Origin of the sequence: Leptothoe kymatousa TAU-MAC 1615 (assembly GCF_018739865.1) — a bacterium.
Lineage (GTDB): Bacteria > Cyanobacteriota > Cyanobacteriia > Phormidesmidales > Phormidesmidaceae > Leptothoe > Leptothoe kymatousa.
The window spans coordinates 637,758-658,661 of the sequence record NZ_JADOER010000004.1; the positions used below are offsets into that span (position 1 = coordinate 637,758).

The following is a 20,904-nucleotide window of genomic DNA, read 5'->3' on the forward strand; positions in this document are numbered from 1 at the left end:
ATGAATCAAGCTGCCCAACAACCCAATTCAGACAATATTGCCGTCATGCTGGTGGACGATCAGCAACTGATTCGCCAGGGCCTCAAAACATTGCTAGATCTAGAGGACGACATTACCATTGTCAGCGATGCCGACAACGGCCAGACCGCCCTCAAGCTGCTAGAACAACTAGCCAACAACAACCAGCTGCCCACCGTTGTGCTGATGGACATGCGCATGCCCATTATGGACGGAGTGGCCGCCACTACGGAGATCGTCGCCCGCTATCCCACCATCCAAGTGCTGGTGCTCACCACCTTCGACGATGATGACCTGGTGGCCAAAGCCATGGCCGTTGGTGCCAAGGGCTATTTGCTTAAAGATACCCCCTCAGAAGAGCTGGCCCAGGCCATCCGCACCGTTGCCAAAGGCTACAGCCAGTTTGGCCCCGGCATCCTGGAAAAAATGCTCTCTGGGAAACAATCCCCCGATGTGGACATTCCCGCAGGTTTTGACGAGCTCACCCCCCGCGAAAAAGAAGTCCTGCGGTTAATCGGCACCGGCGCCAACAACCGCGAAATCGCTGAAACCCTGTTCCTTTCAGAAGGCACTGTCAAAAACCACGTCACCAGACTACTGGGCCGATTAGGCCTGCGCGATCGCACCCAAGCCGCCCTGCTTGCCGTGAAACTCTCTTCCAAACTCACCGCGGACGAATAAACCGAAGTCGGAGTTCGGAATTGGGCATGGCCTTTGGTGTTGCCTGTTTTGCTGAAAATGAGATCCGGGCATACGACCGGTGTCAGCAGGGGATTCCATCAGGGTGATCCATCTACAAAACCCACTCCAGCCCCACCCCCAGCCGACTATCCGTCGCCCCCGGTGCAAACTGCCACTCCATATCCGTCGCTAGCCGCAGCCGATCCGTCAACCCATAGCCAAATTCCAACTGCGTAATCATCACCGCATCCTCCTCCGTCGGGCTCACCCAGCTCTGGGTATAGGCAAAATCGGCCCCACCGCCCCGCGACGGAATCACCTTTACTTGAAACCCCACCTGGATGCCACTTTCGCTATAGTCCACCGCCTCCACATGGCGATAGCCCACAATGGGGGCCACATTCACATAGCCCCCCAGGGGCAGCACGTAGTAACGCACATGGGCGCCGTAGGCCTTGCGATCGCGATCGTTGCCATCAAAATTGGCCACATAGTCCCCATTCACCGTCACCGGCAAATCGCCCATAAACACATCTTCCACGCCAATGGCCAGCCCCCGCTCATCCTGGCTAGATGGAAATAGCCCGTATTGCAGCTGCAGCCGGGATGGAAAACTGGGCCTGTGGCGAATATCCTCTAGCACATCCGGCGTTTCCTGGAGCCATTCCTGCAACACCGGGCTGCTTTCGACGGTGCCCGGCGGTAGCTCTAATTCGGGCTGTGCCATCGCCATCCCCCCATGGAGGCAACCCACCACTGCCAGACCGTTGCCAATTCCCTTGAAAGCCTTAGTCATGGTGACCCAGCCCATTAATACCCTTCCCTCATTGATTGTGCGATCGCCCCTTATAAAAAGCCCATGGGATCCACCGGACTACCATTACGACGCACCTCGAAGTGTAAATGTGGCCCCGTCGATAATCCCGTAGAACCCACCGCCGCAATCGACTGTCCCTTCTTCACCTTTTGCCCTTCCTGCACATTCAATCGACTCGCATGGGCATAGAGCGTCGTCAGGCCGCCCCCATGGTCAATAATCACCGCATTGCCATAGCCCCCATACCAGCCCGAAAAAATCACCTTGCCAGAATCCGCCGCCACAATGCCCGTGCCATAGGCGGCCCCAAAATCTACCCCCCCATGAAACCGCCGATAGCCCAGCACCGGATGAAATCGCGAACCAAATCGGCTAGTGATAGCCCCCGCCGTGGGAATGCCCATTTGGCCCGTGCCCAGGATGCCGCTGGCCGCCGCAATCCGCTGGCGAATTAAACTAGCCAAACTTTCAGAATCCTTCACCAGCTGAGCCTGGGCCGCTTCCAGGGCACTGCGATTGTCCTTCAATCGGGCAATTAGCTGGGTTTGTTGCCCCGCCTGGGCCTCATACTGATCTCGCCGGGCCAATAGCTGCTGACGCAGTAGGGCAATGGAATTCTTCTGGGCTTCCACCCCCTGCTGCTGCTGCACAATCAGGTCCGCCTGGCCCTGCAACTCCGCCATAAAGTCCCGATCCGCCTGGTAAACCTTGCCCAGCAAATAGCGCCGCTCCAAAAACTCATTCAAATTCTCACTTTTTAGCAGCACCGCCCAGCCCTCCGCATCCTTCTGCCGTTGCATAAACTGCAACCGGCGCACCGCCGCAATGCGGGCTCCCTCATACTCTTCCTGGGCTTGGGTTAGCGTATTTTCTAGCCGCTTCAGCCGTTTTTGCGCCTCACCAATTTGAAACTCCGTATCCTCAATCTTTAAATTGGTGATCGTAATACTGTCCTGCAATCCATCTAGCTGCTCAGCCGCTTGCCGTTCTAGACCCTGCAGTCGGTTTTGCTCAGCTTCTAAATCTTCCTGCTGTTGTTCTATATTTTCCTGTTGCTGCTGTAGCTTTTCCAACGGCGCATTATTTTGAGACTGGCCCAATGCCAGGGGCACCAGAAACAAAATACAAATTACTACACTGGCAAAGAGAGATAGAAATCGCCTGATTTGTTTTGCCGTCATTGGTTTGGCAGGAACTGTCTGAAATCACCGATGAAACACACGAAGGACATCATAGTCTGACTTTGCGGTTCAAAAAAGGCCGTTGCCGCGCTCCGGCCCAACTGGACCTGTCAAATCTAGGCAAATAGCCAAGTTCGGCGGATCTGTTTATTTTCTAAAATCGGCCCTAACTTTCAAGCGGGGCAATACAGTCAGCCACCTCATTGCGGGGGCTATTCACCAAGGCACTCACCGGATAGGCCTCCATGGCATCCGCGCTGTAGGGCCGTAATAAGTCCTGCACCTGCTTTGGCGGTGCCGTCAGCCAGCGGTCATAGCCATCCTCAGGAATAATCACCGGCATGCGATTGTGGATGGGGGCCATCAGTTCATTGGGGTCCGTCGTCAGAATGGTGCAAGTTTCCAAATAGCTACCATCGGCCCCTTCCCACTGCTCCCACAGTCCCGCAAAGGCAAACAGCGGTCTATTGTGCAGATGAATATAAAAAGGCTGTTTCTTTTTGTTGCTGGCAGTGCGCTGCCATTCGTAAAAACCATCGGTAGGGATCAAACAGCGCCGTCGTTTGAACGCAGCACGAAAAGAAGGCTTTTCCGCCGCCGTTTCCGAGCGGGCATTGATCAGCCGATAGCCAATTTTGTAATCCTTGGCCCAGGAAGGCACCAGACCCCACTGAAAGATACGATATTCGCGATTGGCAATAATGGCAGAAACCGGCTGGGCTGGGGAAATGTTGTAGCGTGGGGGCGGTGCAGGCTCTGACGTAAGTTGAAACGCTGCGGCCAGCTCTTGGCCAGAATGGGTTTGGGTATAGCGACCGCACATAAGTAGCCATCTGAACTGCGACAATTGTACTGAACTTTTTGTGGGAGGTGCATGGGATGGACTTGCTATATCGTATTGCTCCGGCGGCGGCTGTGCAGGCGGCAGAGGCCCAGGGCTATTTTGAGTCGGCGGACCTAGCGGCTGAGGGCTTTATCCATTGTTCGTTTTTGCATCAGGTGCTAGGGGTGAGTCAGCGGCACTATGGGGGCCAGCAGGGGCTAGTGTTGTTTAGCATTGACCCGGCGGCGGTGGATTGTGAAATTCGGGTGGAGAATACGTCCGGTGGGACAGAGCTATATCCCCATATCTATGGTCGGGTGCCCTGGGCGGCGGTGCAGCAGGTTTATGCAGATACCTATGATCAGGCCGGTGTGTTTGTTCTGCCAGCGGAGTTGCGGTGATGGGCGAGTGTTGAAAAAGTTAGCCCATGGATAAGGTGAACCGACCCATGGTTTTGGGAACGTTCACTGTATATCCAAGTGCGCTTTCAGGGACTCCTAAACTCGTGATAACTTTGCTGGCTCAACGTTTGGTATCGAAAAAAGTTCTCTCTTTACTCTGTTTAGGAGGGTGCTTCACTGGGATTACGCTACACGGTTCATTCCAGGTGTCTCATGCGATCCCCCTATCGACAACACTTCCCTTAACAGAAGAGACCATCTCTTTTGATGAGAGCACACTGGCCCAGGGCTTTTCTCCTGAGACGTCGGCCTACAGCAAGTATCGCAATTTGTTGCAGGTGTTGAACTGTCCAGAGGATGGGGCGGTTTATGGTAATTTCCATGATTATGGCTACTGGGATGGTGGGGCCTGGTGTGGTGAACAGGGGGCGGCTGGCTACTGGGTGTGGTCTGCCCCCAACTGGTATGTGTGGCAGGATAAGGTGCCGGAGTATGCCAATGCGGGGAAGTATTCGAGTTTACTGCAGGTGATTTATTGCCCTGGGGATGAGTCCACCTATGGTAGCTTTGACGACTACGGGTATTGGGGCGGTGGTCCCTGGTGTGGCGACTATGGCAAGGCTGGTTTTTGGGTGTATTCTGCGCCCAATTGGTATGTGTGGGAAGTCGATAGCGAATAAGGTTTTCCGCAAGAAACCCGATTTCTTACGAAGTCAGGATTTTGGCAAATACGGTGTGTAGGTTGTGGTTGAGCGGTCAGGATTTAATGCTCCATATCTAAAGCTCAAAACCGCGAAACCCAACGAGGGCGATAATTCCAAATGATCATTGGTATTAAAAATGATGGATTTTGCATTGGTTAGTGCTTGGGAACAGATTTGTTGGGTTTCGCTAGCTCAACCGCAACCTACGACGTGATGGCAAATTGTGGTTGTCTTGCAAATGGGCTTTGACGTTTGCTATTGGCAAGGTAGTGGCGAAAGCGGCGTAGGAAGAAGCAATAGTTTTCGCGTTCTAGAAAAATCCTTTGGCGGTTGTTGCCGCGATTGTAGAGGTGGTAGTACTGACCTGGGAGAAACTGCGTCTTGCGCCGTGGCATCGTCGAACCTGATGATTTGCTTGGTTTAGGATGCCCTGGATGAATGCGTCGGTTGCGATGCGGATGTTTTGCCTAGATCCCCGGTTTCAGGCGAAAGCTATCGCCTAGATCCCCGGTTTCTAGGGATCCCGAATTGCCAAGATCCTGGACTTGTTTAGAAACCGGGGATCTCATCCGGGAGCCCTAGAAACCGGGGATCTCATCCAGGAGGCTTGCTGGAAACCGGGAATTTTTCCAAGGAAGACGCTATTCCGCTGGACAAAGCTCTGCCAGGGAAATTCCTGTTGCCTGACTAACCGCTTGACATTGTTGTTGATACTCACCCACAGAAATGTTACGAATGCCATTGAGTGCATCGGTCATCCAACTTTGTGCCCATTGCATCCGATCTTCTTGGCCCAACTCTTGCATAATAAAAAATGCTTGTTGAAGGGTGTCTAGGGCTTCTGGATATTGAGCCAGTTCAACGTAGACTGTGCCAATTAAATAGGTTCTAAACCCTTCACTAAATCTATCTTCCAGGGCTTGAGCAACAGCCAAGGCTTGTTTGTAATACTCTAATGCTTGCTCATCTTGATTTTGATCGTCATAAATAGAACCAATATTGCTCAAGATGGCACCCTCTCTATCGGGAAGCTGAACCTCTCGACTAAGGGCTAATGCTTCCTGGTAATAGGTCAGAGCCGTATCATACTCTTCTCTGTTTCTGTAGAGACTTGCAATACTTCTAAGGGTTGGAATTGCACTAGCTTTTCTGCCCAACTCACGGATAATTGCTAAAGAAGCTTCATAGTATTCCAATGCCAAATCTTCTTGGTCTTGAGCACTATAAATTTCACCAATATTGTGGAGGGTAACCTCTTCGCCCGCGCGATCGCCCACCTCACGACGAATCGCTAAGGACTCTTCGTAATACCCCAAGGCCTCACCATACTTCCCTTGATTGTCATAGACTAAGCCAATGTTGTTGAGAGTGACCCCTTCGCCCGCGCGAGCGCCCACCTCACGATTAATCGCTAAGGACTGTTCGTAATAGCTGAGGGCCTCAGCATAATTGCCTTGAGCACTATAAACTGAGCCAATTGCTCCGAGCCTCCCCCCTTCTTCTGCGCGATTACCCACTTCACGACTAATCGCTAAAGAATCCTGAAAAAAGTTTAGTGCTTCGCCATATTGTCCTTGGTTCCATTTGAGAGTACCAATATTGCCAAGAGTGCCCCCTTCGCCCGCGAGATCGCCCACCTCACGACGAATCGCTAAGGACTCTTCGTAATACCCCAATGCCTCATCATACTTCCCTTGATTGTCATAGACTAAGCCAATGTTGTTGAGAGTGACCCCTTCGCCCGCGCGATCGCCCACCTCACGACGAATCGCTAAGGACTCCTCGTAATACCCCAATGCCTCACCATACTTCCCTTGATTGGAATAGACCCCGCCAATGTTGTTGAGAGTGACCCCTTCGCCCGCGCGAGCGCCCACCTCACGATTAATCGCTAAGGACTCCTCGTAATACCCCAAGGCCTCACCATACTTCCCTTGATCGGAATAGACTAAGCCAATTTCATTAAGTGTAGCTCCTTCAACTGAGCGATTACCTATTTCTTGAACAATAGCCAATGCTCGTTCGTAGTAGTTAAGAGCTTCCGGATATTGAGATTGTCGCCAGTAGGTATTCCCAATTTCATTTAGGCTTTCTGCCTCACCCCGTCGATTATCAATGGACTGATGAATATCCAGCGCCTGTTGATATTCCCCCAATGCCTCAGCATACTGCCCCTGAGTCTCATATAATCCTCCAATGGTCAGGCGCATATCCCCCACACCGGCCTTGTCTCCCACTTCCGCAAACTCATCTATGGCTAGACGATAGTTTTGCCGTGCATCCTCATACTTATATTGATCAGCGTAGATTTGACCTATGCCCTTTAGACTCTCCCCTATTCCTTTATCATCCTGAATCCCTTCAGCAATAGTTTTGGTCCTACCATAAGTAGTCAAGGCGGTTTCATACTCCCCTCGACGCCGCTGAATATCAGCCATTTTCTTCAGGCCATCTGCCATACCAAAGCTATCGCCAATAGTTTCAGCCAGTTCTACCGCCTCACCATATTTTTCCAGAGCCTTATCTGTCTCACCCTGAAAATCATATACATCCCCCATATAGCTGAGTATTTGTCCCTCTCCCAGTCGATCCTTAATTGCTATGGCAATGTCTAAACTCTCCTGGTGGGTGTTTAGTGCTTTTTTCGGATCGCCAGTAGCTAGGTAAACCCGCGCCAGGTGCATCAGTGCCTGACTTTCCCCTAGCCGATCTTTCGTCTCGCGGGTAATGGCTAAATGCTGTTGATGAAACTCTAAAGCATCTGGATATTTACCCTGGTTGTAGAGTACCTCTCCCTTATTCCCTAGGGCCTGTCCCTCTCCCCGGCGATCTTGGATTTGTTTAGCAATGGTTAGATGCTTTTCATGGGCTGCTAGCGCAGTAGGGTACTGCCCAAGAATGTTATAAACTTCTCCGATATTGCCGTGGCTATAGCTTTCTCCTCGCTTATCTTGGGTCTTTTCAGTTTTTGTACGTCCTTCTTCTAAATACCCAATGGCATTTCTCAGGCCACCCAGCTCATAAAAAGTGTTTCTAAACCGCTGCAGTCCCAACGTACCAATCGAGAACCGTAAGGCCTCTTGCACTTGATTGCGACGTTCTACAGCATCATCGCGTAGTTTAGTTGCTTCTTGTAATTCGTCTTCCCTAACGAGTTGTTCCTGCTCTAATTGACTGACATTCTGTTGTAATGTCCCAACATTCTGCTGTAGTAAACCCAATTCGGACTCAGCCCCGGTTAACTGAGTTTGCACATTGCCCAACTGGCTATTTTTAGACGCTAAATCCTGATTCAGACCTGCCACCTGTCCACGAATAGCCTCAGCCTGTTGCTTAGCAGTTTGGGTTTCTGTCTGCGCAGTTTTTACCTCTTCCATGGATTTCTGATTAGCTTCTTTAAGTTGTTTATTGGCATCTCCCAGGGATTCATTATTCTGCGCTAGTTTATCGTTTTGAGATTCTAGTTTTTCAAACCTAGTTTCGATAGATTCTAGTTTTTGTTCTGCGTTTTCAACTTGTTGAGTGGCTTGACTAGCTCTTGCACTTTCCGCAACGGCATGTCTACTAGCTAAAACGGTGCCAAAGATAGCTGTGCTCACCAAGCCAACACCCAACAAAGAAGAAAACCGAGTCCGCTTCCGTACCTTTCTAAGATCTTCCTTCGCATCCGCCAACTCATCATCCGCCCGCCGAATCGCCTTATTCTTCGTAGTCAACAACTGATTCTGCTGCGCCACCGTTGCCTGCACCGCCGCTAGCTCCGCCCGCAATCCCAGCTTCTGACTCTCCACCAAATACCCATAGTCCAGCTTCCCCAAACTGCGGGTCTCCGACCAATCCAGCGCCTCAATCAGCTCCTCCCCCTGCAACAACAAACTATCCTGCGGGTCCGCCACCCACGCCTCCAGCTTCTCTCCATAGGGTCGAATGCTCGCCAAAGACTCCCGCACCCAATCCTGGGCAAACACTGCCTGATAAATCGGGTTATACACCAGCAGCTTGCTATCCTGCTCCACCACCAACCCCGACAACCGCAGCGCCATCTGCTTAGCACTGCCGTCTACAGGAATATATCCCTTTTCAACAATCTCCTGATACAGGCTCAACAACTGTCCCGCCCGCGCATTCTCCCGCAGCCGATCCCGAATTGTTTTCAAATGGGGCGGCTCATCCTGCATCTCCCAGTTATCAATAATGTGGTCATGCACCACCTGGGCCACCAGCTCGTCCGCCGCAGGCTGCTCCCCCGTACGCTTCACCTCCTGAATCACCAACTGACAAACCTTTTGAGTCAAAAAAGGTTGTCCCCCCGTCCAGTGCAGCACCGCCCGCAACACCGCCTCCGGATCGCCCACACGCTCCCTTAACCCCGGCAACAACGGAGCCGCTTCCTTAAACGTAAACCCCGTCAGCTGCACCGCCCGACCAATATTAAACGGCGTCCGTTCTTTCGCTTGGATCAAATTTGTCGGTGTCGCCACCCCAATCAGCGCAAAGGTTAGTCGCCTATAGTCAGCATTCTCCGCCCGATTGTTAAAACACTCTCGAATCACCGCAAAGAAATCATCCGCCTCAAACTCCAAACTGAGGACGCTGTCGATTTCATCCAAAAAGATCACCATGGGCTGGGCCACCGTCCGCAGCAACACATGGCTCAAAAACTTACCAAACCGACGCACCGGGGGCAGGTTATGGTTCTCCTCCCACCAATCATCCAGGTCGAAGTTTGGACTCAGCCGGTCAACACCAAACCGATCCACCAGGCTATCCATAATGCCGAAATACCACTCCGCCGGTTCGATGGTAGTGGTCCCCAATCCACTCACATCCAAGGACGCACAGGCCACCCCCTCCGCCTGCAGTCGGTTAGACGTGCGCACCCGCAGACTAGATTTACCCATCTGCCGAGAGTTCAGCACATAGCAAAACTCTCCCGCCTTCAGCGCCTGGTAAAACTCTTCGTCCGCCGCACGCTCAACATAGGTTTGGGCCTCTGGCGGCAAGCTACCGCCCACTTGATATCGATACTCAGCCATGATTTTTACAGGGGGTTTGCATCAGGAAAGTAATCGTTTAACGAACGTTGTCCCTTAAGCCAAGGCTGAGGGATCGTTTAAGGATGTGCGCGAACGCTTTGTGAGCCCTAGCGATACCTGGTTCCCCTTCAGAAGGGGAACCGTCAGGGAGGGGTCTGGATAACGTGCGCAAACAGTCGAAGACCCCTCCGCCTTCGGCACCTCCTCTTCTAAAGGGGAGGAAGTTGCTCAACTGTTTCTTGTTGAGGATTTTATCCATATTCAATTCCCTCACCTCACAATCGCGACTGAAAATACTGCCTATATAGCCCACATAACGGCACCACCGCATTGCCGTCATACTTCACCAGCCCCATACTGTGCAGCTTAAACGCTTCCGTGGAGCCAATCTGTACCGGCTGATAGCTGGGAATCACCTGCTTAAACGCACCCAGCAAATCTGGATCCGCCTCCAAATTCAGCAAATGCCGCCGCAGATGATCGCTATACAAACCACCCTCCGTAGGCGCTTGCTCCATCAGCTGGGTCAGACTGATACGCCCCCGCGCCAGCTGATACAGCGCTGCCCGCATTAGATAGGGATGTCCCCCCACAAGGTCGATTAGCTGTTGCTTTTGGTGGGCTCCGAAGTCTAGCTGATGGCGGGTGATCAGGGTTTCGATTTCCTCTGTGTTTAACTCCCGTAGCTCAATGGGCAGACCCACATTAAACGGCGAACGGTTGATGCTGAGGGGCACATACACCTCTTTGGAATGAACGATCACCAGATTGAGCTTGCGCCAGAGGGGATTGGTTTTACCCTCTTCGTGCCATACCCGCAACATGCCAAAAAAGTCCGTGGCGATTTCAGGATGTTCAAACACCTGATCCACTTCGTCAAGGCCTAGAACAATGGGCTGATCCAGTTCTTTGAGCAAATATTTTTCAAAGTAACGCTGACAGCGACGCACAATCCCCCGCGCCCCTTTCCAATAGTCCGCCAGCCGATCTTCTAGGTCCAGCTCCTCGGTAACGCTGCAGCAAAACCACTGGAGAAATTCGTCCAAGTTATCCAGGGTGGCATTGTCCGAGGTTTGAAAGCTAAGGCGCACGGTTTCGAATCCTTGGGATTGGGCATGGGCCAAAGTCCGCACCAGCAATGAGGTTTTGCCCAACTGTCGTGGGGCCTTGATGCGAATGAGTGACCCTGGGCGCACTACGGTCTCGTAGCAGTCAGCTTCGATGGGGTGCCGCTCTACGTAAAAGGGCGAATCCAATGGCACTAACCCTTCTGGCTCTTCCAGCATTACAGACGGTTGAGCGACAGCTCTAGAGCCAGCTGGCGGGGACTTAGGGGCTGGTGGAGCCGAGGGGGCGGGTTCTTTTATGGGAGCGCTTACCGTTGGCTCAGGAGCGGCGGGACGTTCATTGGATGTTTCTGCAAGTTCTTTGCGTACTTTGAGCACCGGGGTGGAAACTTCGTCGATGCCTTCTAGGGCAATGGCCGATAAACCCACTTTGTAAGCAAAGGGGACGGGATGGCCGTAGCCCAAGGCATCGTAAAAGCCAACGGCAAATTCGATGGCGGCTCGATCGCCGATGGCATCGGTCATTCCGACTACGTAATCTACATGCTTTACGACAGCCTCTGCCTGCACCTGGGAATAGCAGGCATTGAAGAGGACGCATTTAACATTGGGGAATAGGCCAAACAGTCGAGAAAGTGCCAGACCACTGACGGGTTTGGCCTCACCGATATCGCTTTCTAGCAGCAGACCTTTGGCACCTGCCCCATGCCCCGAAAAATGAACGATCTCTGGCTGATATTTCAGCATGGCCCTGCGTAGATCATCAGGGCGGGTGGCCCATTGGGACACCACGTTAAAGCTGTCCCGCTCGGCTGACAGGTTCAGGCCTTCTTGGATTTCTCTGACTTCTTCATCTAATCGCAAACGGCTCGTATCCGAAGGATTCGCCGTCAGGATCAGGATTGTCTTGGCTGCCATAGCGTTTGGCAAATTGGGGGCGTGGGGCAAATGCCTGTACTTACTCTAATCTTTGTGGAAAGAATATTTCCAGTCACTTAATTAAAGATCTTGATACGGCTTTTGCCGATATGTCTATTACCCCCAAGGGTGCTTTTGGGCTTCGGCTTCGCTCAGCCCACGGTAACTTCGCCCAGCCCACCTACAATGACTCTGGATTCACCCCTAATTCCCTGAGCTTTGCTTCCAATGCCTGAATCCGCTGCTGATCCGCTTGCCTAAGTTCCCGCTCAGCTAAGGATCAATGCCTGAAAGGATGCCTTGTATCCAGATATTTTCTGCCTCAGGCAGCGATGGTTTTAATGGTTGAGTGTAGTCAATAGACAAATCAAACCGAGCGCGGGTGTAGATGTCATTCAAAACGTCTTGTAGCTCTACCACCGGTTCAGCATCATCCGTTAATAACGGAATCGGAATGTTTGGTAATGGCTCAGTCAGGCCAAAGGCATAAAGGTCAGCGGCAGGGCGGCTATGGCCACGACTTACCAAAATGCGATATGGGGCCTCGATAGTTGCTAGAACCGGCATCGGCTCCCCAACTCGCAATAGGTCAATTTCAATTAGATTTGTTTGAGATTGCAAAATCTTTTGGCGTTTGGTTTGATAGGTCTCTCGACCAGTGCCAGAACGTTTGTTTTTGGGCGATAGCACTTCAATCACGCAGACAATATCGCCCGATTGCGTCAGACGTACTTCCAAGAATCGTTCGGTGACCTCGGCGGGTACAGGTACTTGTACGGGGATAGGTTTAGTCGCCGTAGCCATTGTCTGTGTAGGAGTTTTTGCCTGACTGCTACCCACGGCCACATCTGCAATGCCCACCAATAGCCCCTCTTCCACGCTGGTATAGATACGCTCTTCGATGGAGACTCGATATTTTGGGGCTACCTGGGGCGTAATGGCATCTGCGATCGCAACAATCAAACGATTATGCACCTGATGCCACAGGGCAGAATGCTCCAAATAAGGATTCATGCCAGGGAAGGGATTTTTCATGGCTAAGCGCTCTCCACTGGTCTCCAGTCTAATTCAACCTTTCCAGCTCAGGGCAACGATGCCAAACCCCGTAATCAACACCCCAAATACACGATTCACCCAAACCAGCCGTCCCGGTGTCAGCCAGTGCCGCAGCCGCGACACCCCACTGCTAAGCAAACACCACCACAGGGCGGAGCCCAAAAATACACCACCCACCATCACCACCGCCTGGCCATAGCCCAGGTCGGACGGGGCAAATCCGGCAAATAGCAAAATAAAGGAAAAAATCGTGGCTGGGTTGGTCAGCGTGAGACCAAAGGTGGATAAAAACGCCCCGGCTAACCCGGTTTTGCTAATTTCGGCGGGCTTATCGGCGGGCTTACTGAGAAACGTGGTGACGCCCAGATAGCAGAGAAACAGACCGCCAAGAATGCCCAGCCATCGGGCCTGGTCGGTAAGGAAATTAGACACAAAGGCCAGACCAAAGGCGGCCACTGCCCCATACACCCCATCCGCCGTTGCCGCCCCCAACCCCGACAGCAACCCCGCCATGGCCCCATAGGTCAAACTCCGACGAATGCATAACAACCCAATGGGCCCGACGGGGGCCGCAATGGCAAATCCCAGAATCAAACCACGGAAAAATAAAAAAATCATGGCAACCCTCCATCAAACCGCCAATGCCGTCGTTTCCTTTACCGTCGATAGGGCAATCGATGTCTTGGTTTGCAAGATCCCCGATAGCCCCTTGATCTCTTCGCTGAGAATGCGTTCCAAATCCGCCATTTTGCCGCACCGCACCTTCAGCAAATAGTCACCGTCTCCGGCCACGTGATGACATTCCTGAATTGCCGGGGTTGAGCGCACATAGTCCAAAAATGTCTGGCGATACTTTGGCTGCTCTAATACCACCGTCACAAATGCCGTAATGTCGTAGCCCAGCTCCACCGGGTTGACCACCACCCCATAGCCCTGGATGATGCCCCGCGTTTCTAACCGGCGGATGCGATCGCGAATGGCGGGGGACGACACCCCAAACCGACTGGCCAAATCGGACCAGGTCACCCGCCCATCCACCATTAAGGCCCCTAAAATTTTGCGATCTAGCTCATCCATCTAATTTATTTTTAAAGACTTTTTTGAGTTTTTTACTCTTAAAATAAGACCCTAAATCTATTTAGGCTTTAAAAATAAGAAATAGATAGGTTTTTGTTTGATATTTAAAATTGTATTTTTATTTACGCAGGGTCTAGCCCCCCATTCGGTCATTTGATGGGTAAGAATTATTACTATCAAAACAGGGTGTAGTACGTAGGCGTGCTAGTCGCCCTGCACTACCAAAAAATGTCGTTGCTGATTCAAAGGTTATTTCTGGGTTTCGTTGGCAGCTTTGGCCACAAGGTTATACATTGCAGAACCCACGCGGCCTGTTTGAGGCTTAGCAACGCTGAGAACTTATATGCATAAACTTTTGTCTGACGTCGTGGCTGCTGCGACGGTGTCCGCCGATTGGATCGGTATTCGAACTGTTAAAGATATTAGTAGGGCCTGTGCCATCCGGGACGCGCACCCGGAGCGCAATAGTCAGCACTTTGGCCATGGGGCCATGGTGGAGGTGCTGGCCCAGGGCCAGTTTGGCTATAGCGCCACCAATAACCTCAGTGCCGAGTCTCTGTCGGCGGCGATTGTCATTGCTTATAACCAGGCTGTGGCCGCCAGCGCCTGGTCGGTGCATCGGTTTACCCCGGCGGCTAGGCCCAAGGCAACCGGGTCCTACGTTTCCCCCCATCAGCTAGAGTCCATTGCCCCGGGGGAATTAAACGAGATTTTATTGCAGGTGTGCGACCGGCTCAAGGTGTCTGACAAGATTGCCCAGACCAGTGCAACCGCCAGGAGCCACGACATTGAAACCTGGTTTGTGAGCAGCAATGGCTCGGACATTTACCAGCGGCAATGTTTGGTCGAAACCCATTTTGGCACCATTGCCCAAGATGGCCCCACCACACAGCTGCGCACCGACCATGGTTATCTGGCCCATAGCTACCAAGGTGGGTGGGAGCTATTCCCCGGTGTGGATCTTTGGCAGCGGGTGCAGCAGGTGGGGGAGCAAGCGGTGGAGCTGCTCTATGCAGACAATTGCCCCGATGTGGCCACCACCCTGGTGCTGGCCCCGGACCAGATGATGCTGCAAATCCATGAGAGCATTGGCCACCCCCTGGAGCTAGATCGCATTTTGGGCGACGAGCGTAACTATGCGGGGGGCAGCTTTATTAAGCTAGAAGACTTTGGTGCCCTCACCTATGGCTCTGAGCTGATGAATGTCACCTTTGACCCCACGGTGGCCGGAGAGCTGGCCAGCTATGGCTTTGACGATGTGGGTACCCCGGCCACCCGGGAATATTTGATTCGGTCTGGCAAATTGGAGCGGGGGTTGGGGGGTCTGGAAAGCCAGCAGCGTGCCCAGGTGCCGGGGGTGGCCAACGCCCGCTCTTCGTCCTGGAACCGCCCCGCCATTGATCGCATGGCCAATATCAATTTAGAGCCTGGGGATCGCTCCTTTGGGGAGATTATCGCCAACATTGACCATGGCATTTATATGGAGACCAATCGCTCTTGGTCCATTGACGACCAGCGCCATAAATTTCAGTTTGGCTGCGAATATGGCCGGCTGATCGAAAACGGTCAGCTCACCCGCACCCTTAAAAATCCTAACTATCGCTCGATTACGCCGCAGTTTTGGCACAGTTTGTCCCAGGTGGGAGATCGCAATACTTGGGAAATCTATGGCACCCCCTTCTGTGGCAAAGGGGAGCCCAACCAGCTGATTCGGGTAGGCCACGGTGCGCCGGTGTGTGCATTTGACAATATTGAAGTGTTTGGGGGTGCGGTATGACGGACGCAGTAGCAGCAACAATTGCGGAAAAAGTTTCCCTTAAGGAAATTATCTTTGGGCAGCTGGCCGATCGGGTGGCAGCGAATGTCCCCACAGCCACCCATTTCACCTTGACCCTCAGCGGTGAGGACAGCCAATTTAGTCGTTTTAACCGGGCCCGCGTGCGCCAAACGGGGCAGGTGAGCGATGGCAATCTGACGTTGACGGTGATGCAGTCCGAGCGCACCGCCGCTGCCACCCTGCCTTTTGTGGGGGACTTTGAGGCGGATTGGTCGCTGCTAAAAACGGCTTTGGCCGATTTGCAGACGATGGTGCCCCAACTGCCGGTGGACCCGTTTGTGGTGTTGCCGACGGGGACCGCCACCAGCCGCACGGTGAACCATGGGCAGGTGCTGGCGACGGATGCGATCGCAGCCACCCTGCTATCTCCGGTGCAGTCCCTCGATTTCACCGGCATCTATGCCGGGGGCCTGATCTTTCGCGGCTATGCCGATTCGGCCGGTCAGCGCCACTGGTTCGAGGGCACCAACTACAGCCTGGACTTTTCCCTATTTGATGACCAAAATCGAGCGGTGAAGGGCACCGTTGCCGGTAGCCAGTGGCAGCAAGCAACCTTCCTCGACAAAATTGACCAGGCAAAACAGCAGCTGGCGATGCTGGGGCGACCGGCTAAAACCATTGAGCGGGGGCAGTATCGCACCTACTTAGCGCCAGCGGCAGTGGCAGAGCTGTTGCACATGTTCTCCTGGGGCGGTGTGGGGGAAGCGGATTTGCAACAGGGCAACAGTGCCTTTGGGTTGTTGCGCCAGGGCCAGCGCCAGCTATCGCCTAAATTTACCCTGCAAGAAAATTTTCAGCAGGCTAATGTGCCCCGCTTCAATGCCTATGGTGAAGTGGCGCCGATGCAGCTGCCGGTGATCCAGCAGGGGCAGCTGGTGAATAGTTTAGTCAGTTCCCGCAGCGCCAAGGAATACCAGGTCACATCGAACTATGCCAGCCGGGGCGAGCATTTGCGGGCCCCTGAAATCCTGGCGGGGAGCCTCGGAGAAAATAAGATTTTGACCGCCCTAGATCGCGGGCTGTATCTGTCTAATTTGCACTATTTAAATTGGAGCGATCACCCCAACGGTCGTGTGACGGGCATGACCCGCTACGCTTGTTTCTGGGTGGAACGTGGGGAAATTGTGGCCCCCATCGACAACCTGCGTTTTGATGAGAGCCTATATCACTGCTTTGGTGAGGGGCTGGTGGACCTCACCGACTGTCAGGAGACGATTCCCAATACGGATACCTACGATCAGCGCAGTTTGGGCGATAGCCGGGTGCCTGGGATGTTGGTGGATGAGTTTACTTACACCCTATAGCGGGGTTGCGAGCAACCTAAACCGCTTGACTTTAAAGGGATGATGTTGTTTATCTGTGGGTGACTCTAGCTTCCCACTGGTTCCTGGTGATAAAGGCCATTAGACTAAGTAAGCAATATTTTATGGCTCTGTCATGGCAGAACAATCCTGGGCTAAGTCCCAGCCTGACTCATCGCAACGACTGACCATATCTATTAGTAGTGTCGTGCTGTTGATTGCGGCGGTACCGATGCTAGTGCTGCTGTGGCAGTTAAAAAGTTTGCTGCTATTGGTGATGATTTCGGTGGTGCTGGCCTGCTCGATTGCGCCAGTGGTGGATTGGGCCGAGCAATATCGAGTGCCCCGCTGGCTCAGTGTGATTTTGGTCTATCTCACCCTGATTGGTGGCCTGGTGCTGCTGGGGGTGTTGATTGGCCCGACGGTGTTTGAGCAGTTGGAGCGCATTATTCGCCGTGTGCCGGTTGCTCTCCGGGGCCTACTCAATGAGGCGGATGCTTGGGTGACGGCGTTTACGGATACTAGCTCCTTCACCACCAACGAGCTATTTACCCAGCTAATTGATGTGCAAAGCCTGGTTAGCTGGAGTATTAAGTCTAGTCAACAGCTGCTCGTCCGTTCCTATGGTGTCACCGCTGGCATTTTGGGGGGCGTGCTAAGTCTGGTGCTGGCCCTGTTTGTGTCGGGGTATATGGTGGCGGACAGCCGCACCCTGACGAAAAATCTGACGCGCCTATTGCCCACTCCCTGGGATGAAAAACTGCTGGACCAAATGCCCCCCATGGGCCAGCGCATTGGGGGGTATTTGCGGGGTCGATTTGTGGTGTCATTTGTGCTGTCCTTGGCCACCAGCGTGGGGCTTAGTTTGCTGGGGCTCAAGGATTTGGCGGTGGGTCTAGGCGCGATCGCAGGTGTCACTAACCTGATTCCCTTTCTCGGTCCCATCCTCGGCGCGATTCCGGCTCTGTTGGTGGCCATACCCCAGGGCGGGTGGACTTTTTTGTGGGTTTTGCTGCTGTATGTCGTAGCCCAAAACTTAGAAACCTATATCCTTGATCCATTATTAGTGGGGTCTTCCGTCGGGGTGCACCCGCTCTATCAGCTATTAGCGGTGCTGGGCGGGGCCCAAGTCCTTGGCATTATTGGGGCGTTGATCGTCCCCCCGTGGATTGCGGGGGGCGCTGTGTTGCTTGAGAACCTATACCTGCGACCCAAGTTAGCCACTGAGCGCCAGCTGCGTCGCAGTAGCATCTTGACCGAATTAACCACGTTTAAGACGGATCGTTGACCCCATTGGCCGTAGATATGTCGCATATGGGGCCATTACACCATTGACCCCATTGGCTGTGGATATTCGCATATGGGGCCATTACGTCATTGACCCTATTGGCTGTGGATATTCGCATATGGGGCCATTACGTCATTGACCCTATTGGCTGTATATGTCGGATATGGGGCCATTGATTTATGAGGTTTGTATAAAGGGTTGGGACCCAAAAATACGTCTGCATCGTCCTTGGGTACGTCCGGCGGTTGATTTTCGACCGTACGTACATTTGAGCGATAACTCAGCAGTAGCCTTGCCCTAAATTCACCAAAGACCCTACCCTTAAGCAGGGTTCATTGATGTATTGGAGGACGGTTGTCATTGTCTAGGAAAGGTAAATTTTTACAGTTTTGCCTGTTAAGGCGCTGGTAAACCTGTCCTAATGCACTGAGCAAGTTCCTATATTTAACGTTTAGGCGTTGCTGATCCTCGGGATGATTTTATTTGCCATAGTCTGGCCCTAAAGCCAGCTGTGTAGATCGCTTTATTCCCTAAATCAGTAACGGCAATTTTTATAGCTAGTTTGTTGTCCTCTATATGGCTGCCTTAGCTACGAGTCCGCTGGTTTTTGACCTGAAGGTTGGCGTGGATACGGTTGTCTATCGGTCTGACTAAGCAATTTATGACTATTGATATTGATATTCTTATGACCCTTGGGGTGACGGCCGTTGCCCTAGTTATGTTTGTGGTGGAGCTGGTTCCCGCTGATGTGACGGCCTTTGGGGTAATGGTGGCCCTGATGGTGCTGGGCCTGGTGACGCCTCAGGAAGGAATTGCGGGGTTTAGTAATTCTGCCACCATCACTGTGATGGCGATGTTTATCCTGAGTGCGGGGATTGCCCGCACGGGAGCCTTGCAAAAGGCCAGTACCTGGCTGATGAAATGGGGGGGCAAAACCTGCCGTCGCCAAATTTTTGCCCTGGGGCTGATTGTGGGGCCCATGTCTGGTTTGATTAACAACACGGCGGTTGTTTCGGTGTTCTTGCCGATTATTGAAGACTTTTGCCAGCAGCATCGCATTTCTCCGTCTAAACTGCTGATGCCGCTGTCCTTTGCCACCATTTTGGGCGGCATGCTAACGGTGGTGGGCACATCCACCAGTGTGTTGGCCAGTGGCCTATCAGATCAACTGCAATATGGTAGTTTTTCCCTCTTTCAATTTATTGAGTTGGGGGCGGTGGTCTTTGTGGTGGGTCTGCTCTATCTCACCTTTGTCGCGCCCCTATTGCTGCCGACTAGAGACGCCGCTGGCAATAACCTGAGCCAGGAATATGGCCTGAAGGAATATGTCAGCGAAGTGGTGATTACGCCCCGGTCTAGTTTGGTGGGCCAAACGTTGCAAACCAGTCAATTGCAGCGTCGGTTTGACCTGGACGTGTTGGAAATTATTCGCAATGGCAACCACTTTCCCCAGCCGTTGGGGGATAAATCCCTATGTGCGGGCGATATTCTGCTAGTGCGGGGGGGGCGCAACCACCTGTTGAAAATTCGCGATGGCGAAGGGATTGAGATTTTGCCCGATGTGCAGTTCGGGCAAAAGTCTTGGCAGGCGGACCTGAGCTCTGGTCAAGAAGGGGTGGCCGAGGTGCTGGTGATTGCTAACTCCAATGTGGTGGGGTCTACCCTGAAAGACCTGCGGTTTCGTCAGCGCTATAACGTGACGGTGCTGGCGATTCGTCGAGGTCAGGATTTGGTGCGCGATCGCATGGGTAAAGTCCGGCTGAAGTTCGGCGACTTGCTGTTAGTGCAGGGGCCCAAGCAAAGTTTGCTAGGTTTGCAAACCAGCCGAGATCTGCTGGTGCTAGAACAGCGCGACCTGGAAACCCTACGCTCCGACCGGGCCAATCTGGCTATGTTCATCGGGGTAGCCGTTGTGGGGGTGGCCGCCTTCACCCCCATCAATATCCTGGTCACCTCCCTGGCAGGGGTGATGGTGATGATTATGACCGGTTGCCTCAAGCCCGGTGAACTTTACCAAGCTGTGCGCTGGGATGTCATTTTTCTGTTGGCCTGTTTAATTCCCCTGGGCACCGCCATGGAGCGCTCCGGGGCAACGGCTTGGCTTGCCCAGCAACTAATTGCCGTGGGAGGCAGTCTATCCGGATATGGATTACTGAGCGCGCTCTATATCCTGACAACGGTGCTATCTAGTATTTTGTCTAATAGTGCCGCTGTAATTCTGCTGCTGCCCGTGGGGGTAAAGGTTGCCACCGAACTAGGACTGAATCCGTTTACCGTAATGTTTATCATTACCTTTGCGGCGTCCAACAGTTTTATGACCCCCATTGGCTACCAGACCAATACGATGGTGTATACCGCCGGTGGCTATCGATTCCTTGATTTTGTTAGGGTTGGGGGGCCACTCAGTCTCCTGTTAGCCATGGTTACACCCCCGCTGGCCATATGGTTTTACGGTCTGTAGGCAAAAATTAGATGTTTAGTTGGGGTAAGCAATCTGCTATTAAATTATGTGGCGTTGCTGTGTGCGCAGTAACGGCAACTATACCAAGCTTACTGACGTCATAGATTTGGAGGCTAAAACTTTTCTCTGAAGGAACAATAAATGACTAAGTTTGCAACGTGCTTTCTGTTACCCTTGTGTAAAGATTAGTAACGTATACTACTAGTTGAACAGATATGGGTAGTTACCAAATATAGAT

General features: G+C 52.7%; 15 protein-coding genes. 7 read left to right on the forward strand and 8 right to left on the reverse strand.

What is annotated here, in order from left to right; translation table 11 throughout:
• Positions 1-699, forward strand: coding sequence for a response regulator (locus tag IXB28_RS05135; protein WP_215617462.1), 699 nt, complete (start codon positions 1-3; stop codon positions 697-699).
• A gap of 112 nt (positions 700-811) precedes the next feature.
• Here IXB28_RS05135 and IXB28_RS05140 read toward each other — a convergent pair whose 3' ends face one another.
• From IXB28_RS05140 to IXB28_RS05150, 3 genes are all read right to left on the reverse strand, one after another.
• A complete protein-coding gene (locus IXB28_RS05140) occupies positions 812-1,495 on the reverse strand; it encodes a hypothetical protein (RefSeq protein WP_215617463.1) in 684 nt (227 codons plus the stop codon).
• A 50-nt stretch (positions 1,496-1,545) separates the two neighbouring features.
• Positions 1,546-2,697, reverse strand: coding sequence for a murein hydrolase activator EnvC family protein (locus tag IXB28_RS05145; RefSeq protein ID WP_215617464.1), 1,152 nt, complete (start codon positions 2,695-2,697; stop codon positions 1,546-1,548).
• A 166-nt stretch (positions 2,698-2,863) separates the two neighbouring features.
• Positions 2,864-3,520 carry an SOS response-associated peptidase gene (locus IXB28_RS05150; RefSeq protein WP_215617465.1) on the reverse strand — a complete coding sequence of 219 codons (657 nt, stop codon included), beginning with the start codon at positions 3,518-3,520 and terminating at the stop codon, positions 2,864-2,866.
• Positions 3,521-3,576: 56 nt separating this feature from the next.
• On the opposite strand from IXB28_RS05150, the gene IXB28_RS05155 reads away from it, so the two are divergent.
• Together IXB28_RS05155 and IXB28_RS05160 are read left to right on the forward strand one after the other, a co-directional pair.
• A complete protein-coding gene (locus tag IXB28_RS05155; protein ID WP_215617466.1) occupies positions 3,577-3,921 on the forward strand; it encodes a DUF952 domain-containing protein in 345 nt (114 codons plus the stop codon).
• Positions 3,922-4,127: 206 nt separating this feature from the next.
• A complete protein-coding gene (locus IXB28_RS05160) occupies positions 4,128-4,601 on the forward strand; it encodes a hypothetical protein (protein ID WP_215617467.1) in 474 nt (157 codons plus the stop codon).
• A gap of 665 nt (positions 4,602-5,266) precedes the next feature.
• Here the strand turns inward: IXB28_RS05160 and IXB28_RS05165 are convergent.
• The 5 genes from IXB28_RS05165 to IXB28_RS05185 form a co-directional block, all read right to left on the reverse strand.
• Positions 5,267-9,661: a tetratricopeptide repeat protein gene (locus IXB28_RS05165; RefSeq protein WP_215617468.1), complete on the reverse strand. Its 4,395-nt coding sequence runs from the start codon at positions 9,659-9,661 to the stop codon at positions 5,267-5,269.
• Positions 9,662-9,936: 275 nt separating this feature from the next.
• Positions 9,937-11,646 carry an AAA-like domain-containing protein gene (locus tag IXB28_RS05170; protein WP_215617469.1) on the reverse strand — a complete coding sequence of 570 codons (1,710 nt, stop codon included), beginning with the start codon at positions 11,644-11,646 and terminating at the stop codon, positions 9,937-9,939.
• A gap of 273 nt (positions 11,647-11,919) precedes the next feature.
• Positions 11,920-12,681, reverse strand: a complete 762-nt coding sequence (locus IXB28_RS05175) for a DUF4058 family protein (protein ID WP_215617470.1) — start codon at positions 12,679-12,681, stop codon at positions 11,920-11,922.
• A gap of 33 nt (positions 12,682-12,714) precedes the next feature.
• Complete coding sequence (locus IXB28_RS05180) at positions 12,715-13,320, reverse strand: LysE family translocator (RefSeq protein WP_215617471.1); 606 nt, start codon at positions 13,318-13,320, stop codon at positions 12,715-12,717.
• Positions 13,321-13,332: 12 nt separating this feature from the next.
• On the reverse strand, positions 13,333-13,779 hold the full coding sequence (locus tag IXB28_RS05185; protein ID WP_215617472.1) for an Lrp/AsnC family transcriptional regulator: 447 nt from the start codon (positions 13,777-13,779) through the stop codon (positions 13,333-13,335).
• 343 nt (positions 13,780-14,122) lie between these two features.
• Here IXB28_RS05185 and IXB28_RS05190 point away from each other — a divergent pair, with 343 nt between their 5' ends.
• The 4 genes from IXB28_RS05190 to IXB28_RS05205 all read left to right on the forward strand — a co-directional run bounded on the left by IXB28_RS05190 (position 14,123) and on the right by IXB28_RS05205 (position 20,666).
• Positions 14,123-15,556, forward strand: a complete 1,434-nt coding sequence (locus IXB28_RS05190; protein WP_215617473.1) for a TldD/PmbA family protein — start codon at positions 14,123-14,125, stop codon at positions 15,554-15,556.
• Complete coding sequence (locus tag IXB28_RS05195) at positions 15,553-16,920, forward strand: TldD/PmbA family protein (RefSeq protein ID WP_215617474.1); 1,368 nt, start codon at positions 15,553-15,555, stop codon at positions 16,918-16,920. The genes IXB28_RS05190 and IXB28_RS05195 overlap by 4 nt, the downstream gene beginning before the upstream one ends.
• Positions 16,921-17,053: 133 nt before the next feature.
• Positions 17,054-18,205 carry an AI-2E family transporter gene (locus IXB28_RS05200; protein WP_215617475.1) on the forward strand — a complete coding sequence of 384 codons (1,152 nt, stop codon included), beginning with the start codon at positions 17,054-17,056 and terminating at the stop codon, positions 18,203-18,205.
• A 661-nt stretch (positions 18,206-18,866) separates the two neighbouring features.
• Positions 18,867-20,666, forward strand: coding sequence for an SLC13 family permease (locus IXB28_RS05205; protein ID WP_215617476.1), 1,800 nt, complete (start codon positions 18,867-18,869; stop codon positions 20,664-20,666).
• Positions 20,667-20,904: the final 238 nt, after the last annotated feature.